This is a genomic window from Tomitella gaofuii (assembly GCF_014126825.1).
In the GTDB taxonomy this organism is placed as follows: Bacteria; Actinomycetota; Actinomycetes; order Mycobacteriales; family Mycobacteriaceae; genus Tomitella; species Tomitella gaofuii.
Window position 1 is genome coordinate 3,937,641 of sequence record NZ_CP059900.1, and the last position, 14,438, is coordinate 3,952,078.

A 14,438-nucleotide genomic window follows, 5' to 3' on the forward strand; every position below is an offset into this window, starting at 1 on the left:
ACCGGAAGGAGTGCCGATGCCGAAGCCCGGCCATCACCGCCGCGGGGTGGACCCCCGCTCAACCGCGCCGGGTGCGCGGTTCACCCGGCCCGCGCGCTCGGGCTCAGCGGCTGCTCGGGGCGACGGGCCTGCTCGCGGCGTGCGGCTCGCAGACTGCGCCCCAGGCCGATGCCACGGCCCCCGCACCGTCCGGCGCGGCCACAGGCGGCATCGATGAACAGCTGACGGCGATGCTCGCCTCCGCGCCGCAGTGCGTGATGACCACCGAGGAGACGCAGGGGCCGTACTGGTTCGACGTCGACGCGATCCGCAGCGACATCCGCGAGGACCGCACCGGGATGCCGATGGAGCTCGCGCTGCGGGTGCAGGACCTCGCCCAGTGCACCGCCGACCCGGCGTCCGGCGGGGTCGCGAACGCCGTGGTCGAGGTCTGGCACTGCGACGCTATGGGCGTGTACTCGGGGTTTCGCAACGGGTTCGGCGCGCCGGGCTCCGGCGCTCCCCCGGGACCGCCACGGGAGGCGAGGGTGCGGGCCCCGGGCCGTCCGGAGCGCCGCCCGGCCCGCCCGCCTTCGACTCCAGCGGCGCGCCCACCTCGGGCGAGACCTCGGACGGGAGCTACAGCGCAGGCGATGTGGAGTCGACGCCGTCGGGCACCGCCACGTTTCTGCGCGGCGCCCAGGTGACGGACGCGGACGGCGTCGTCCGGTTCACCTCGATCTTCCCCGGCTGGTACAGCGGGCGGGCCGTGCACGTGCACATCAAGGTGCACATCGACAGGAAGACCGTGCTCACCACGCAGCTGTACTTCGACGACGGCCTCACCGACGCCGTCTACAGCGACACCGCGCCGTACTCGCTGCGCGGTGAGCGCGACACCCGCAACGGCACGGACGCGATCTACGACCCCACCGGGCTGTCCGTGAGCAGGCGGTCCGACGGCACCATGCTCACGGCGCTGAACCTCGGCATCGACACCTGAGCCGGCGTCACGCGCGCCGCCCGTGCGCGATCCGCCGCCCCGATGGAAGTATGGGTCCCATGAGCGATTCGCAGCGCCCCGCAGACCGCCCGTCGGGCATCGACCTGTCGTTCCGGAACCCGGACGTGCGCCCCCAGGACGACTTGTTCGCCCACGTCAACGGCACGTGGCTGGACGAGCACACGATCCCGGCAGACCGCGCCGTGGACGGGGCGTTCCGCACCCTCTACGACCAGGCCGAGAAGGACGTGCGCGTCATCATCGAGGAGGCCGTGGCGGCGGCGCGCGCCGGCGCCGAGGACTCGGACCAGCGCAAGATCGGCGACATCTACCGCAGCTTCATGGATTCCGACGCCGTCGCGCGCGCCGGAACGGCCCCGCTGGCGCAGGAGGCCGCCGGGATCCGCTCCGCGGCCACCCCCACCGAGTTGGCCGTGGCCGTCGCGCGCCTGCAGGCCGGCGGCGTGCGCGGCGTCGTCGGCCTCTTCGTCGACACCGACGCCAAGGATTCGAGCCGGTACCTGCTGCACCTCAACCAGTCGGGGCTCGGCCTGCCGGACGAGTCGTACTACCGGGGCGACGAGCATGCCGAGACCCGTGCCGCGTACACCGCGCACGTCGGCCGGATGCTGGAGTTGACGGGTCTCGCCGCCGGCACCGACGCGGCGGCCGCCGCCGCGCGCATCGTCGACCTCGAAACGGCGATCGCGGCCGCACATTGGGACCGCGTGCGCAACCGGGATGCCGACCTCACCTACAACGCGTCCTCCGTCGCCGAGCTGGCCGCGCAGCACCCGGGCTTCCCCTGGCAGCAGTGGCTGGCCGCGACCGTCGAGGCCGCCGGGGCGGACGCCGCGGCGCATCCCGAGCAGCTCATCGTCCGGCAGCCGAGCTTCCTCGCAGGGCTGGCCGAGCTGTGGTCGCAGCGCCCGCTGGAACAGTGGCGCGAGTGGGCGCTCTGGCAGCTGGCCCACGCGCGGGCGCCATATCTGACCGACGAGGTCGTCGACGAGAACTTCGACTTCTACGGCCGCACCCTCACCGGCGCCGAGGAACTGCGCGACCGGTGGAAGCGCGCGGTATCCCTGGTCGAGGAGCTGATGGGCGAGGCCGTGGGGCGGCTGTACGTGGAGCGCCACTTCCCCCCGCGGGCCAAGGAGCGCATGCAGGTTCTCGTCGAGGACCTGCTGGAGGCCTACCGCCGCAACATCGCCGAGCTGGAGTGGATGACACCGGCTACACGCGGTAAGGCGCTGGCCAAGCTGGAGAAGTTCACGCCCAAGATCGGGTATCCGGCCCGGTGGCGCGACTACTCCGCGGTGACGGTGACGGCCGACGACCTGCTCGGCAACGTGCGCAGCGGCAACCTGGCCGAGTCGCGCCGCGAGCTGGACAAGCTGGGCGGGCCGGTGGACCGGGACGAGTGGTTCATGACGCCGCAGACGGTCAACGCCTACTACAACCCGGGCATGAATGAGATCGTCTTCCCCGCAGCCATCCTCCAGCCGCCGTTCTTCGACCCGGACGCCGACGACGCCGCCAACTACGGTGGCATCGGCGCGGTGATCGGGCACGAGATCGGCCACGGCTTCGACGACCAGGGCGCGAAGTACGACGGCGACGGCAACCTGGTCGACTGGTGGACCGACGACGACCGCGCCGAGTTCGGCGTGCGCACCCGGGCGCTGATCGAGCAGTACGGCAAACTGTCGCCGCGCGGCCTGCCCGAGCACAAAGTCAACGGCGAGCTGACGATCGGCGAGAACATCGGCGACCTCGGCGGGCTGTCCATCGCGCTGGCCGCCTACCGGATCGCCCTCGAGCGCACGGGCGGCGCGGCCCCGGAGATCGACGGGCTCACCGGAGTGCAGCGCGTGTTCTTCGGCTGGGCGCAGGTGTGGCGCACCAAGGTCCGCGATTCCGAGGCGATCCGCCGCCTGACCATCGACCCGCACTCGCCGCCGGACCTGCGCTGCAACGGCGTGATCCGCAACATCGACGCGTTCTACGAGGCGTTCGGGGTGTCCGAGGACGACGCGCTGTACCTGCCGCCGGACGAGCGGGTCGGCATCTGGTGAGCGGCCCGGACGGCATGCCCGGCGGGCACGCCCCGCCGCCGCCCGCCGATCCGGGCGTGCACAGGCTCGACCGCCACACGCGTCTGTGCATCTCGCTGGCGGCGCGGCCCAGCGACGTCGGCACCCGGTTCCACAACTTCCTCTATGCGGAGCTGGGGCTGAACTTCGTCTACAAAGCGTTCACGACGGGCGACCTCGCCGGCGCCGTGACGGGGATCCGCGCGCTCGGCATCCGCGGGTGCGGGGTGTCGATGCCCTACAAGCAGGACGTCCTGCCGATGCTCGACCAGGTGCACGCGTCGGCCGGGGCGATCGGTGCGGTGAACACCATCGTCAACGACGACGGCAGGCTCACCGGCTACAACACCGACGTGCTCGCCGTGCAGGCGCTGCTGCCCGACGGCGCCGGACGCAGCGCGCTCGTCGCGGGCAGCGGGGGCATGGCGGCGGCCGTGGTGGCGGCGCTGCGCCGCGCCGGGTTCGACGACGTCGTCATCGCCGCTCGCAACGAGGGGACGGGCCGGGCGCTGGCCGCGCGCTTTTCCGCCCGATGGATCCCCGACAGCGACGAGCACCGGGCGGACGTGCTCGTCAACGCCACGCCCATCGGCATGGCCGCGGCGGACGGGGCTGCGCAGGATCCGGCATTCCCACGCGCCGCGGTGTCGGCCGCGCATACCGTGGTGGACGTGGTGGCGTCGCCGCCGCGCACCCCGCTGATCGCGCTGGCCGAGCGGTGCGGCGCGGAAACGGTCACAGGCGACGCGGTGATGGCGCTGCAGGCGGCCGAGCAGTTCCGGCTGTACACGGGCATCCGCCCAGGCGACGAGCAGGTACGCCGCGCGCGGGAGTACTCGCGCCGCACGTGATCCTGGCGGTGCACCGTGCGACGGGCTCGCTCCTGCAGGCGGACGCCGAGCGGACCGGCGTGAAAGGAGCGGGCAATGGTCGACACGCCGCGCGACGATGAGCAGGACGGCAGCGACACGGACCGCGGCAAGCAGGACGGCACCGGCGCCGAACATGGCGGGGCGGCCGCGCGTCCGACGCCGCCCGCCACCCCCGTCGTCGCCCCGCACTGGCTGCCCCGGGTGAACCGGCGGTTCACCAACCGGATCCAGGGCGCGTGGGCGCCGTATCTGCCACCATGGGCGGTGATCCTGCATGTCGGCCGCCGCAGCGGGCGGTCCTACGAGACGCCGGTGCTGGCGTTTCGCCACCACGGGTCGGTCAGCGTGGCCCTCCCGTACGGTGCGCGGGCGGACTGGGTGCGCAACGTCGTCGCGGCACAGGGCTGCCGGATGCGGCGCCGCGGCAAGATCGTCGAGCTGACGCACCCCCGCATCGTCACCGACGGCGCCGGCAGTGACCTGCCGCGGCCGGTGCGCATGGTCGCCGGCCGCGTCGCCGTCCTGGTGTTGGACGAGACGGCCCCGCCCAACTGATCCGCACCGCCCGCTCGGCTCGCACCGATCGAACGGGCCGCGCCGCCGAGCGGCCGCATCGGGCCGCGCGGCGCCCCGGCCGATTATCATCGGGGCATGGCAGAAGGGGACAAACGACGCCCTACCCTGGGCGAGCTCATCCGCACCCAGCGCGAGATGGCCTCGCTTCCCATGCGCCGCCTGGCGGAGATGGTGGGCATTTCCAACCCGTATCTTTCGCAGATCGAGCGGAACCTGCGCGCGCCCAGCGACAAGGTGCTCGAGGCCATCGCCGAGAACCTCAAGTTGTCCTCGGAGCTGCTGTTCAGCACGGCCCGCCCCTCCGACCCCGAGGGCCAGCCCGAGGTGGTGGCGGCGATCCGGCGCGACCCCGACCTCACGCACGCCCAGCGCGCCACGCTCGAGGAGATGTACTCGACGTTCCGGCACGTCACCGTCGAGAATCGCCGCCGCGGCCGCGGCACCGGACGGGACGCCGGCGACGTCGGCTTCCCCGCGAAGGCCGCCACCGCACGCGACGGTGCCGCATCCGGAGACGACTGAACCGGCGCGGCACCCGCGATGATCGCGGGCCCCGCGCCGGTGCAGCGCCAGCTCAGGGGTGCGTCAGGAAAGGACCCCGCGCAGCAGGTTGGTGGCAGCGCCGCTCACGCCCATGACCACCTTCTCCTGCGTCTCGACGAGCGTGCCGTACGGCTTGACGCCGGTGATGCCCGCGATCTTCTTCTGGAACCCGAAGCTGCGCTCGAGCGACTTCTCGTAGGTCTCCACGCCGTAGAGCCCCGCCTGCTTGACGACGGACACGATGCGGCCGGCGACGTTCGCATCGGAGTCGACGGAGCCGTCGATGACGGTGGTGTTCTTGCCGGTGTCTGCCATGGGTGCTCCTCAGCTCAGGTGACGCGGTAGGTCGCGCGCGGTAGCGCGGCCCTCCGCCGCATGGTTAACAGATTAGCATACTGACTGCTAACGCGCATCGGCCTCGCCGCCCCGCGTGTCCCGGCCCCGGCCCGCACCCGCTCCCATCCGGGTCGCGCGGGATGGATCACGTCTCGACGAAGGCGTCCTGCAGTGCGGCGATCCCTGCCCGCACGGTCGGCCGGTCGTTGTCGCGTCGCGACAGCGCGAACACCTCGCGGTAGAGCTCCGGCTCCGTATGCACCACGCGGACGCCCTCGGGGGTCGGCAGGTGTGCCAGGCGGGGGATGAGCGCCGCCGCCAGCCCGCGCGCCACGAACTCCAGGTGCGTCGCGAACTCGGCCACCCGGAAGTCGATCCGCGGCTCGACGCCCTGGCCGCGCAACGATTGCACCAGCCAATCGTGGAATCCCGTCCCCTCACTCCAGGCGGCCCATGGCACCCCGGAAAGGTCGGCCAGGCGCACCACCGTCCGCTCCGCCAGTGGATGGTCGGCGGGCAGCGCCAGGTCCGCCACATCGCGGTGCAGGAAGTGGATGGAGACGTCCTGCGGGATCTCCAGCGGAAGCGTGGACCAGCTGTCCACCACGGCGAGGTCCAGCTGCCTGCGCAGCACGTGCGGTATCAGCCACTCCGCCTCCCCCTCCGCGAGCGTGACCTCCAGGTGCGGGTGGTGCGCCTGGAGCGACGCGACGGCTCGCGGGAGCACGGTGCGGCTGGCGGAGACGAACGCCCCCAACCGCAGCGCGCCCACCACGTCGCCGTGCATCGAGGCCACCTCGGATTCCGCCCGCTCCAGCAGCGACAGGATCCGGTGCCCTCGGCGTGCCAGCAGTGCGCCGGCGTCGGTGAGCCGCACCCCGCGCCCCTGCCGCTCGACCACCGCCACGCCCAGTTCCTTCTCCAGCCGCCCGAGCTGCTGGGAGACCCCCGACGCCGAGACGTGCAGCGCATCGGCCGCCGCCGCCAGCGATCCCAGGTCTGCCACGCTGCACAACGCCCGCAACCGTTCCACGTTCAGCATGTGATCGATGATACATGACAGTTATTGATGCAAATCGGTGAAAACACGTCACTTGTGCTGGATTGTTCACGGCGACATCATTGACGCATGGCCTTCCGTTCCCCGTCGCGCACGCTCGCCCCGCACACCCCGGCAACCCCGACCTCCGCGACGGGGGCACCCACCGTCCGCCCCGGGCTCGACCCGCGTCTCATCGCCGCCGCCGGTGCGGCCTCGATCTCACTCACCGCGGTGTTCACCAAGCTCGTGGACGCCTCCACGGCCACGGTCGTGTTCTACCGTTGCCTGCTCGCGGTGCTGCCACTCGCGTTCCTCGCCTACGCCGAGATCCGCCGGAACGGCACGCCGTCGCGCCGCACCGTCGCCTTGCATGCCCTCGGCGGAGTGTTCCTCGGTCTCGATTTCGCGCTGTGGACGCAGTCGATCGCGATGATCGGCGCAGGCATCGCGACCATCCTCAACAACGTGCAGGTGCTCGTCGTGCCGCTGCTGGCCTGGGCGTTCTTCCGGGACAAGATCCCGATGCGGTTCGTCATCTCGGTTCCGGTGATGTTCCTCGGCATCGCACTGGCAGGCGGGGTGCTCGGCGGCGAATCCGCCGCGGGCTCCGATCCGCTCGCCGGCACCGCGCTGGGCCTGCTCTCCGGCGTCGCGTTCGCCGGGTACATCATCATCATCGGCCGCACGGGCAAGGCGAGCGGCGGCGGGGCCAACTCGCAGGTGCTCGTCGCCACGATCACCGCCGGCATGGTCGGCACCGCGTTCGGCACCGCGTGGGGCGGCATCGATTTCACGCCCGGCTGGGGCGCCATCGGCTGGCTCGCCGCGCTGGCCCTGGTCGGCCAGGTGCTCGGCTGGGTGCTGCTGGGCGCGTCGTTGCCCAAGCTGCCGTCGCAAGTGGGCGCGTCGATGCTGCTGCTCCAGCCCGCCCTCGCCGTCGTGTTCGCCATGATCATCCTGGGCGAGCGGCCCACGTCCGCCCAGCTGCTCGGCTGCGTCGTCGTGATCGCGGCGGTGGCGGTGGTGGCCTTCGAGCCGCGGCGCCTCGGAACCCGCAGCTCCGGGTCCGGGCCCACCCCCGTCGACGTCGGGGACGACGCCCGTACCGCCCGCTGGCGCCGTCTGCGGGGCCGCCGCGCCACCGGCATCCGGCCCGTCGAGATCATCGAATCGGACAGCGCCGCCCCGGCGAAGAGGCTCTGAACCTCCGTTGCCGACCGCTCCGCCGACCAAGCGGAATATGCACACCAGCGGGCCAGAACGTGCCAGAAACGCTTGCTCGGCGGGCCCGCTACGAACAAGCGCGCCGGCCACCCGGAGATCCCGGGTGGCCGGCGCGCAACGGCAGGATCGGCGCTCGGCGGCGCCCTGGCGGGTCAGCCCGCCCAGGTCCCCCACGGCATCGAGAAGTCGGTCAAGCCGTCGTGCCCGTTCAGCTGGCCGCCCTGCGTGTTGACGACGATCACCGGGTCGCCGGGCTTGGCGTTCTCGAAGAACCACTTGGCGTCGGCGGTGCTCACATTGAGGCAGCCGTGGCTCACGTTCGTGTTGCCCTGGGCGCCTACCGACCACGGTGCCGCGTGCAGGAAGATGCCGCTGTTGGACATCCGCGTGGCGTACTCGACCTCGAGCCGGTAACCCTCCGGCGAGTCGATCGGCACACCGTAGGTGGACGAGTCCATGATCATCGTCCGGAAGCTCTCACCCACGGTGTAGATGCCGTTGGGGGTCTCGTGGCCGGGCTTGCCCATGGACGTGGGCATGGTGCGCACCACCTGGCCGTCGCGGGTGACGGTGATCGTCTTCGTCGCGTCGTCGGCGGTGGCGATGAGGGCGTCGCCGATGGTGAAGTGCCGGACCGCGTCGCCCGCCTCCACGGTGACCTGTGTGTGCGCGGGCCACAGGTTCTCGGGACGCCAGCGCACCTGCGAGTCGCCGAACCAGTGGAACGCGCCGGTCACGCCGTTGTCGGTGGTCACGCGCATCGCCCGCTCCGCTGCGGCGCGGTCGCCCACCGGCGCGGGGAAGTTGATGATGATCGGCTGCGCGACGCCCACCACGGCGCCCTCCGACGGCGTGATCTGCGGTGTGGCGAAGTTGGCCGGTTCCAGCGGCGCCGGGCCGGTCTGGCCGACGGTGGCGCCGTCGGGCCCGTGCGCGACGGGCACGCCGACCTGCTCGAGCACGCCGGCGAGGTTCTGCCCGCGGGCAGGGGGACGTCGGGCACCGGGACGGGCGGAACCTGCGGCAGCTCGGGCGCGGGGATCTGCGGCAGCTCCACGGAGCCCGGCGCGCCGCCGAACAGCGGCTGCGCGGTCGCCGTGCCGCCTGCCAGCGCGAGGCCCGCGCCCAGCCCCACGGCCGCCGCGAGTGCGACGCCTGTGCGCAGCACGCCGGCGCGCACGCGGCGCAGCGGGCCCCGCCCCGTTCCCGCGCGGGAACGGCGGCGGTCGGGTCCGGTCGGTTGTGTCGGCATTCTCATCCACCTCGGTCGGTCCGGCCGTCTACGATTTCCGCGGGCCGCAGCCGCGGCCGATCACGTGCACGACATTGTCCCACTTCCGGGCCCGACGCGCGCGACACCCCCTTCCGGACACCGTCTCCGAGCGCGCCCCCGGCCTGCGGTCCACGGCCCGCGCTGTGTAGCGTCCTGCCGCGGCGGGGCGATAGTCCTCCATACAGGTCGTGAACGCCTGTCAAACAATTTGATAACGATGTGATGCAGAACACGTGTCAGTGTGGCATTGTTTGCTCGCGGCCCCGGAACGACGCCCGACCCACGCCCTCAAGGTACGACGCCTTACAGGTACGACAAGGTACATCGCCATACAGGTACGACGCAGTATCCCGCGGTCGCCTCCGCAGTCCGGAGGCGACGACGCAGTCCGACGTTGCAGGAGGAGGACGCCATGACTCGCAGTAACGTTCTGCGGCTCATCGAGCCCGGCCGGGGTTCTGCGCGCCGCTCGGATCCCGCCGTGCGCACGCCGTCGTCGGCCGGCGGTGCCGCCCCCGCCGCGGGTGTCGCCACCACCGTCCGCCGCCAGCACATGCGCGGAGTCAGCCTCCAGTCGCAACTCGTCTCGCGCGCGCTCAGCGTCACGGCCCGCCCCACGTTCTCGCTCTGGTCCTACACGAGCCGCCTGGCCTGGCCGGTGGGGATGCTCGACGCCGCCGCCACCGCCCTGCCCGCCGTCGACGGCACGCAACACCAGCCCGTGCGGCTGCAGAACTGCGACGCCGAGTGGATCCAGGGCCCCGGCGCCACCACCGACCACGTGGTCCTCTACCTGCACGGCGGCGCCTTCCTGTGCTGCGGGCTGCGCACCCATCGGCGCATGGTGTCGCGCATCTCCGCGGTCAGCCGGTCGTCGGTGCTGGCCGTCGACTACCGCATGCTGCCGCACCACACCATCAGCGATGCGATCGCCGACGGCGTCGACGCCTACAAATGGTTGCTGGCCAACGGCTACAGCGCCGAGGACATCGTCGTGGCCGGAGACTCCGCCGGCGGATATCTGGCCTTCGAAGTGCCGCTCGCCATCGCCGAGGCCGGCCTGCCGGGGCCCGCCGGCATCGTCGCGATGTCGCCGCTGACGGAGATGGACCCCACACGCAAGCTGGCCCACCGGAACTCGCGGCACTGTGCGATGTTCCCGCGGCGCGCCGTCCCCGCCCTGTCCAGGCTGTCCGACCGGCTGGACGAACAGGCGATGACCAACCGGGGCCAGCTCCCGCGCGTGTGCCCCGTGGACGCGGACCTCACGCAGCTGCCGCCCACGCTCATCCAGGTGGGTTCGCACGAGATGCTCTACCCGGATTCGGCGCTCATGGCCGAGCGTCTCGCCGCTGCGGGGGTGCCGTGCGAGCTGCAGGTGTGGGACCACCAGCCGCACGTGTTCCAGGTGTTCGCGGACGTCATCCCCGAGGGGCACGACGCGATCGCCGAGATCGGCCGCTTCCTCCGCTCGTCCTGGGGCCCGCTGCTCACCGCCGTCGAGTAGCCCGAGAACACCGCCGCGGCGGCCTACAGTGGGCGTCGAAACCCGCCCTCCGACCGGGAGCAGCCCCATGTCCACCGCCCACAACGCCGCCCCGGCCGTCGCGTCGCCGGCGCTTCTCGACGCGCTCGCCGCCCAGCTGCCCGCCGGGGCGCTGCTCACCGACCCCGACACGACGGCCGGCTACCGCCAGGACTGGGCCCAGCAGCCGGACGCCGGTTCCCCCGTCGCCGTGGTCCGCGCCACCTGCACCGAGGACGTCCAGGCCGTCATGCGCTGGTCGGACGCGCACGGGGTGCCCGTGGTGCCCCGCGGCGCCGGCACCGGCCTGTCCGGCGGGTCCAGCGCTGTCGACGGCTGCGTAGTGCTCAGCCTGGAGAGGATGCGCGCCATCACCGTCGACCCGGCCACCCGCACCGCCGTGGTGCAGCCGGGCCTGCTCAACGCGGAGGTCAAGAAGGCCGTCGCCGAGTACGGGCTGTGGTATCCGCCGGACCCGTCGTCGTACGAGATCTGCTCCATCGGCGGCAACATCGCCACCAACGCGGGCGGGCTGTGCTGCGTCAAGTACGGCGTCACCACCGACTACGTCCTGGGCCTGCACGTGGTGCTGGCGGACGGCACGCTGGTGCGGCTCGGCGGGCCGCGGCTCAAGGACGTGGCGGGGCTGTCGCTGACCAAGCTGTTCGTGGGCTCCGAGGGCACGCTCGGAGTGGTCACGGAGATCACGGTCCGCCTCATCCCCCGTCAGGATCCGGCCGTGACGATGGTCGCGACGTTCGCGTCGCTACGCGCGGCCGCGGACGCGGTGCTGGCGATCACCCGGTCGATGCGCCCCGCGATGCTCGAGTTCATGGACAAGGTGTCGATAGGCGCCTGCGAGGACTACCTGAGGATGGACCTCGACCGCGACGCCGAGGCCATGCTCATCGCCCAATCCGACGCGCCCGGCGGGCATGCGGCCGCCGAACTCGACCGGATGGTGGCCGCGTGCACGGACTCCGGCGCCACCGAGGTGTTCCACACCGACGACGCCGACGAGGGCGAGGCGTTCTGCGCCGCCCGGCGCGCCGCGTTCCCCGCAGTGGCGGCGCTGGGCGATCTGCTGTTCGAGGACGTGGGCGTGCCGATGACCCGGCTTCCCGAGCTGGTCACCGGCATCGCGGACATCGCCGCCCGGCGCGACGTGACGATCGCCGTCGTCGCCCACGCCGGCGACGGCAACACGCATCCGCTGATCGTGTCCGACGCGCACGACTCCGCCGTGGCCGCACGCGCCGAGCAGGCCTTCGGCGAGGTGATCGAGCTGGCACTGTCGATGGGCGGCACGATCACCGGCGAGCACGGCATCGGGCGCATGAAGAAGGCGTGGCTGCCGCAGTACCTGGGCGCGGACGAGATGGAGCTCAACCGCCGCATCAAGACGGCGCTCGACCCTCAAGGCCTGCTCAACCCCGGCGCGGTGTTCTGAGCGTACCCGCCGTTGGGGCTTGTCACAGCGCGCCGCGGGGCGCGCCGCTCCGGGGAATGTCGCCGCCACCCGTTATGTTGTGCGGTGGTGAGGGCGCGACCCCGCCACGGCGACCCCCGAGGTCGGCGCGGCCCGGGCCGCGCCGAGTGCAACCGACCCGCTCACGGCGGGAAACCCGATTGGAGCGGCCATGGCCACCCAGGACCTCACTGCCGACACCTTCGAGCAGACCATCACCGACAACGACATCGTCTTCGTCGACTTCTGGGCCGATTGGTGCGGCCCGTGCAAGCAGTTCGCGCCCACCTACCAGTCCGTGGCCGAGCAGAACCCGGACGTCGTGTTCGGCAAGGTGGACACCGAGGCGGAGCAGCAGCTCGCCGCGGCCGCGCAGATCTCGTCGATCCCCATGCTCATGGCGTTCCGCGAGGGCCAGCTCGTGTTCGCCCAGCCGGGCGCGCTGCCCAAGCAGGCCTTCGAGCAGCTCGTCCAGCAGGTCAAGGACCTCGACATGGAGCAGGTCCGGGCCCAGATGGCCCAGGAGGGCTGAGCCGGCCGGGGCGCCGGCCCGATCATGCAGCACCGCAGACGAGGCGGGGCGCCGGAGACGGCGCCCCGCCTCTTCGCACGCCCGCCCCGTCGTGCGTCGGTCCCGCCTTCGCTGTGCACCGCGCAGTGCGCGTTTCCCCGGCGGGCCTTGCCGACCACCGCGTGCTCCGGGTTATGTAGTGGGCAGTGAGTGTTGGTGCTGTCAACCGATAGGGGAGCACGATGGCAGAGCAGAACGCGGCCCAGGAGTCCACACCTGGGGCCACGGCGACGCACGACGTCAAGCCGCGCAGCCGCGACGTCACCGACGGGCTGGAGAAGACGGCCGCCCGCGGCATGCTCCGCGCCGTCGGCATGGGCGACGAGGATTGGGGCAAGTCGCAGGTGGGCGTCGGCTCGTCGTGGAACGAGATCACCCCGTGCAACCTGTCGCTGGACAGGCTGGCCCAGGCCGTCAAGGACGGGGTGCACGCGGCCGGCGGATATCCGCTGGAGTTCGGCACCATCTCGGTGTCCGACGGCATCTCCATGGGCCACGAGGGCATGCACTTCTCGCTGGTCTCGCGCGAGGTCATCGCGGACAGCGTCGAAACGGTCATGAACGCCGAGCGGCTCGACGGCTCCGTGCTGCTCGCCGGGTGCGACAAGTCGCTGCCGGGCATGCTCATGGCCGCCGCCCGACTGGACCTGGCGAACGTCTTCCTCTACGCCGGCTCCACCCTGCCCGGGGTGGCCAAGCTGTCCGACGGCAGCGAGCGCGAGGTCACCATCATCGACGCGTTCGAGGCGGTGGGCGCCTGCTCGCGCGGCCTGATGAGCCGCGCCGACGTCGACACCATCGAGCGCACCTTCTGCCCCGGCGAGGGCGCGTGCGGCGGGATGTACACCGCGAACACGATGGCGTGCGTGTCCGAGGCCCTGGGCATGTCACTGCCGGGCAGCGCCGCCCCGCCCGCATCCGACCGCCGCCGCGACGGGTACGCACGCCGCAGCGGCGAGGCGGTCGTCCGGCTCATCGCGGACGGCATCACCGCGCGCGACATCATGACCAAGGAGGCCTTCGAGAACGCCATCGCGGTGGTCATGGCCTACGGCGGGTCCACCAACGCGGTGCTGCACCTGCTGGCCATCGCGAACGAGGCCGAGGTGGAGCTCACCCTCGACGACTTCGTGCGGGTGGGGGCGCGGGTGCCGCACCTGGCCGACGTCAAGCCCTTCGGCAAGCACGTCATGCTCGATGTGGACCGCGAGGGCGGCGTCCCCGTGCTCATGAAGGCGCTGCTCGACGCGGGCCTGCTGCACGGCGACTGCCTCACCGTCACCGGCCGGACCGTCGCCGAGAACCTCGCGGACATCAACCCGCCGGACCCCGATGGCCAGGTGCTGCGCGCCCTCGACGACCCCATCCACCCCTCCGGCGGTCTGACCATCCTCAAGGGCACCCTCGCCCCGGGCGGTGCCGTGGTGAAATCGGCGGGTTTCGACGATTCGGTGATACGCGGAACGGCGCGCGTGTTCGACCGTGAGCGGGCCGCCTTGGACGCCCTCGAGGACGGCACGATCCAGGCGGGCGACGCGGTGGTGATCCGCTACGAGGGCCCCAAGGGCGGGCCCGGCATGCGCGAGATGCTCGCGATCACCGCGGCCATCAAGGGCGCCGGGCTGGGCAAGGACGTGCTGCTGCTCACCGACGGCCGGTTCTCCGGGGGCACCACCGGCCTGTGCGTAGGCCACGTGGCGCCCGAGGCCGTCGACGCCGGACCCATCGCCTTCATCCGCGACGGCGACCGGATCACGCTCGACGTCTCCGGCGGCACCCTCGACCTGGAGGTCGACGATGCCGAGATGGCCCGCCGGCAGGAAGGCTGGCAGCCCCTTCCCCCGCGGTACACCCGCGGGGTGCTGGCCAAATACGCGAAGCTCGTGCAATCGGCCTCCGTGGGCGCTGTCTGCGGGTAGCGGGAGGCGGT

At 72.1% G+C, this 14,438-nt stretch carries 14 protein-coding genes; 10 read left to right on the top strand and 4 right to left on the bottom strand.

The window, feature by feature from the left end; translation table 11 throughout:
* Window positions 1-103: 103 nt before the first annotated feature.
* Window positions 104-319: a hypothetical protein gene (locus H4F70_RS21010; protein ID WP_182358233.1), complete on the bottom strand. Its 216-nt coding sequence runs from the start codon at window positions 317-319 to the stop codon at window positions 104-106.
* Between the two features lie 315 nt (window positions 320-634).
* On the opposite strand from H4F70_RS21010, the gene H4F70_RS21015 reads away from it, so the two are divergent.
* The 5 genes from H4F70_RS21015 (at window position 635) to H4F70_RS18220 (ending at window position 5,048) form a co-directional block, all read left to right on the top strand.
* Window positions 635-982 (top strand): peptidase associated/transthyretin-like domain-containing protein, encoded by a 348-nt coding sequence (locus H4F70_RS21015; RefSeq protein WP_182358234.1) that lies wholly within the window; start codon window positions 635-637, stop codon window positions 980-982.
* A gap of 59 nt (window positions 983-1,041) precedes the next feature.
* Window positions 1,042-3,060 (top strand): M13 family metallopeptidase, encoded by a 2,019-nt coding sequence (locus H4F70_RS18205; protein WP_182358235.1) that lies wholly within the window; start codon window positions 1,042-1,044, stop codon window positions 3,058-3,060.
* Between the two features lie 14 nt (window positions 3,061-3,074).
* Complete coding sequence (locus H4F70_RS18210) at window positions 3,075-3,929, top strand: shikimate 5-dehydrogenase (RefSeq protein WP_182360516.1); 855 nt, start codon at window positions 3,075-3,077, stop codon at window positions 3,927-3,929.
* A gap of 75 nt (window positions 3,930-4,004) precedes the next feature.
* Window positions 4,005-4,505 (top strand): nitroreductase family deazaflavin-dependent oxidoreductase, encoded by a 501-nt coding sequence (locus H4F70_RS18215; protein WP_182358236.1) that lies wholly within the window; start codon window positions 4,005-4,007, stop codon window positions 4,503-4,505.
* A gap of 96 nt (window positions 4,506-4,601) precedes the next feature.
* On the top strand, window positions 4,602-5,048 hold the full coding sequence (locus H4F70_RS18220; RefSeq protein ID WP_182358237.1) for a helix-turn-helix domain-containing protein: 447 nt from the start codon (window positions 4,602-4,604) through the stop codon (window positions 5,046-5,048).
* 63 nt (window positions 5,049-5,111) lie between these two features.
* Here the strand turns inward: H4F70_RS18220 and H4F70_RS18225 are convergent, their stop codons facing one another.
* Window positions 5,112-5,384, bottom strand: a complete 273-nt coding sequence (locus H4F70_RS18225; protein ID WP_182358238.1) for a hypothetical protein — start codon at window positions 5,382-5,384, stop codon at window positions 5,112-5,114.
* 166 nt (window positions 5,385-5,550) lie between these two features.
* Window positions 5,551-6,447 carry a LysR family transcriptional regulator gene (locus H4F70_RS18230; protein ID WP_182358239.1) on the bottom strand — a complete coding sequence of 299 codons (897 nt, stop codon included), beginning with the start codon at window positions 6,445-6,447 and terminating at the stop codon, window positions 5,551-5,553.
* Window positions 6,448-6,534: 87 nt separating this feature from the next.
* Here H4F70_RS18230 and H4F70_RS18235 point away from each other — a divergent pair, with 87 nt between their 5' ends.
* Window positions 6,535-7,650, top strand: coding sequence for a DMT family transporter (locus H4F70_RS18235; protein WP_182358240.1), 1,116 nt, complete (start codon window positions 6,535-6,537; stop codon window positions 7,648-7,650).
* Window positions 7,651-7,823: 173 nt separating this feature from the next.
* Here H4F70_RS18235 and H4F70_RS18240 read toward each other — a convergent pair whose 3' ends face one another.
* Window positions 7,824-8,633, bottom strand: a complete 810-nt coding sequence (locus H4F70_RS18240) for a L,D-transpeptidase (RefSeq protein ID WP_420883136.1) — start codon at window positions 8,631-8,633, stop codon at window positions 7,824-7,826.
* Between the two features lie 723 nt (window positions 8,634-9,356).
* On the opposite strand from H4F70_RS18240, the gene H4F70_RS18245 reads away from it, so the two are divergent.
* The 4 genes from H4F70_RS18245 (at window position 9,357) to ilvD (ending at window position 14,427) form a co-directional block, all read left to right on the top strand.
* Window positions 9,357-10,451 (top strand): alpha/beta hydrolase, encoded by a 1,095-nt coding sequence (locus H4F70_RS18245; protein ID WP_182358242.1) that lies wholly within the window; start codon window positions 9,357-9,359, stop codon window positions 10,449-10,451.
* Window positions 10,452-10,518: 67 nt separating this feature from the next.
* Window positions 10,519-11,919 carry an FAD-binding oxidoreductase gene (locus tag H4F70_RS18250; RefSeq protein ID WP_182358243.1) on the top strand — a complete coding sequence of 467 codons (1,401 nt, stop codon included), beginning with the start codon at window positions 10,519-10,521 and terminating at the stop codon, window positions 11,917-11,919.
* Window positions 11,920-12,109: 190 nt separating this feature from the next.
* Entirely contained in the window at window positions 12,110-12,469 is a 360-nt protein-coding gene (trxA, locus tag H4F70_RS18255) for a thioredoxin (RefSeq protein WP_182346398.1), read from the top strand.
* A gap of 221 nt (window positions 12,470-12,690) precedes the next feature.
* Complete coding sequence (ilvD, locus tag H4F70_RS18260; protein ID WP_182358244.1) at window positions 12,691-14,427, top strand: dihydroxy-acid dehydratase; 1,737 nt, start codon at window positions 12,691-12,693, stop codon at window positions 14,425-14,427.
* Window positions 14,428-14,438: the final 11 nt, after the last annotated feature.

Coding starts and splice junctions, on each gene's coding strand:
- H4F70_RS21010 (WP_182358233.1), bottom strand. CDS start 319: ATGTCGCTGCGGATCGCGTCGACGTCGAACCAGTACGGCCCCTGCGTC.
- H4F70_RS18205 (WP_182358235.1), top strand. CDS start 1,042: ATGAGCGATTCGCAGCGCCCCGCAGACCGCCCGTCGGGCATCGACCTG.
- H4F70_RS18210 (WP_182360516.1), top strand. CDS start 3,075: ATGCCCGGCGGGCACGCCCCGCCGCCGCCCGCCGATCCGGGCGTGCAC.
- H4F70_RS18215 (WP_182358236.1), top strand. CDS start 4,005: ATGGTCGACACGCCGCGCGACGATGAGCAGGACGGCAGCGACACGGAC.
- H4F70_RS18220 (WP_182358237.1), top strand. CDS start 4,602: ATGGCAGAAGGGGACAAACGACGCCCTACCCTGGGCGAGCTCATCCGC.
- H4F70_RS18225 (WP_182358238.1), bottom strand. CDS start 5,384: ATGGCAGACACCGGCAAGAACACCACCGTCATCGACGGCTCCGTCGAC.
- H4F70_RS18230 (WP_182358239.1), bottom strand. CDS start 6,447: ATGCTGAACGTGGAACGGTTGCGGGCGTTGTGCAGCGTGGCAGACCTG.
- H4F70_RS18235 (WP_182358240.1), top strand. CDS start 6,535: ATGGCCTTCCGTTCCCCGTCGCGCACGCTCGCCCCGCACACCCCGGCA.
- H4F70_RS18245 (WP_182358242.1), top strand. CDS start 9,357: ATGACTCGCAGTAACGTTCTGCGGCTCATCGAGCCCGGCCGGGGTTCT.
- H4F70_RS18250 (WP_182358243.1), top strand. CDS start 10,519: ATGTCCACCGCCCACAACGCCGCCCCGGCCGTCGCGTCGCCGGCGCTT.
- trxA (WP_182346398.1), top strand. CDS start 12,110: ATGGCCACCCAGGACCTCACTGCCGACACCTTCGAGCAGACCATCACC.
- ilvD (WP_182358244.1), top strand. CDS start 12,691: ATGGCAGAGCAGAACGCGGCCCAGGAGTCCACACCTGGGGCCACGGCG.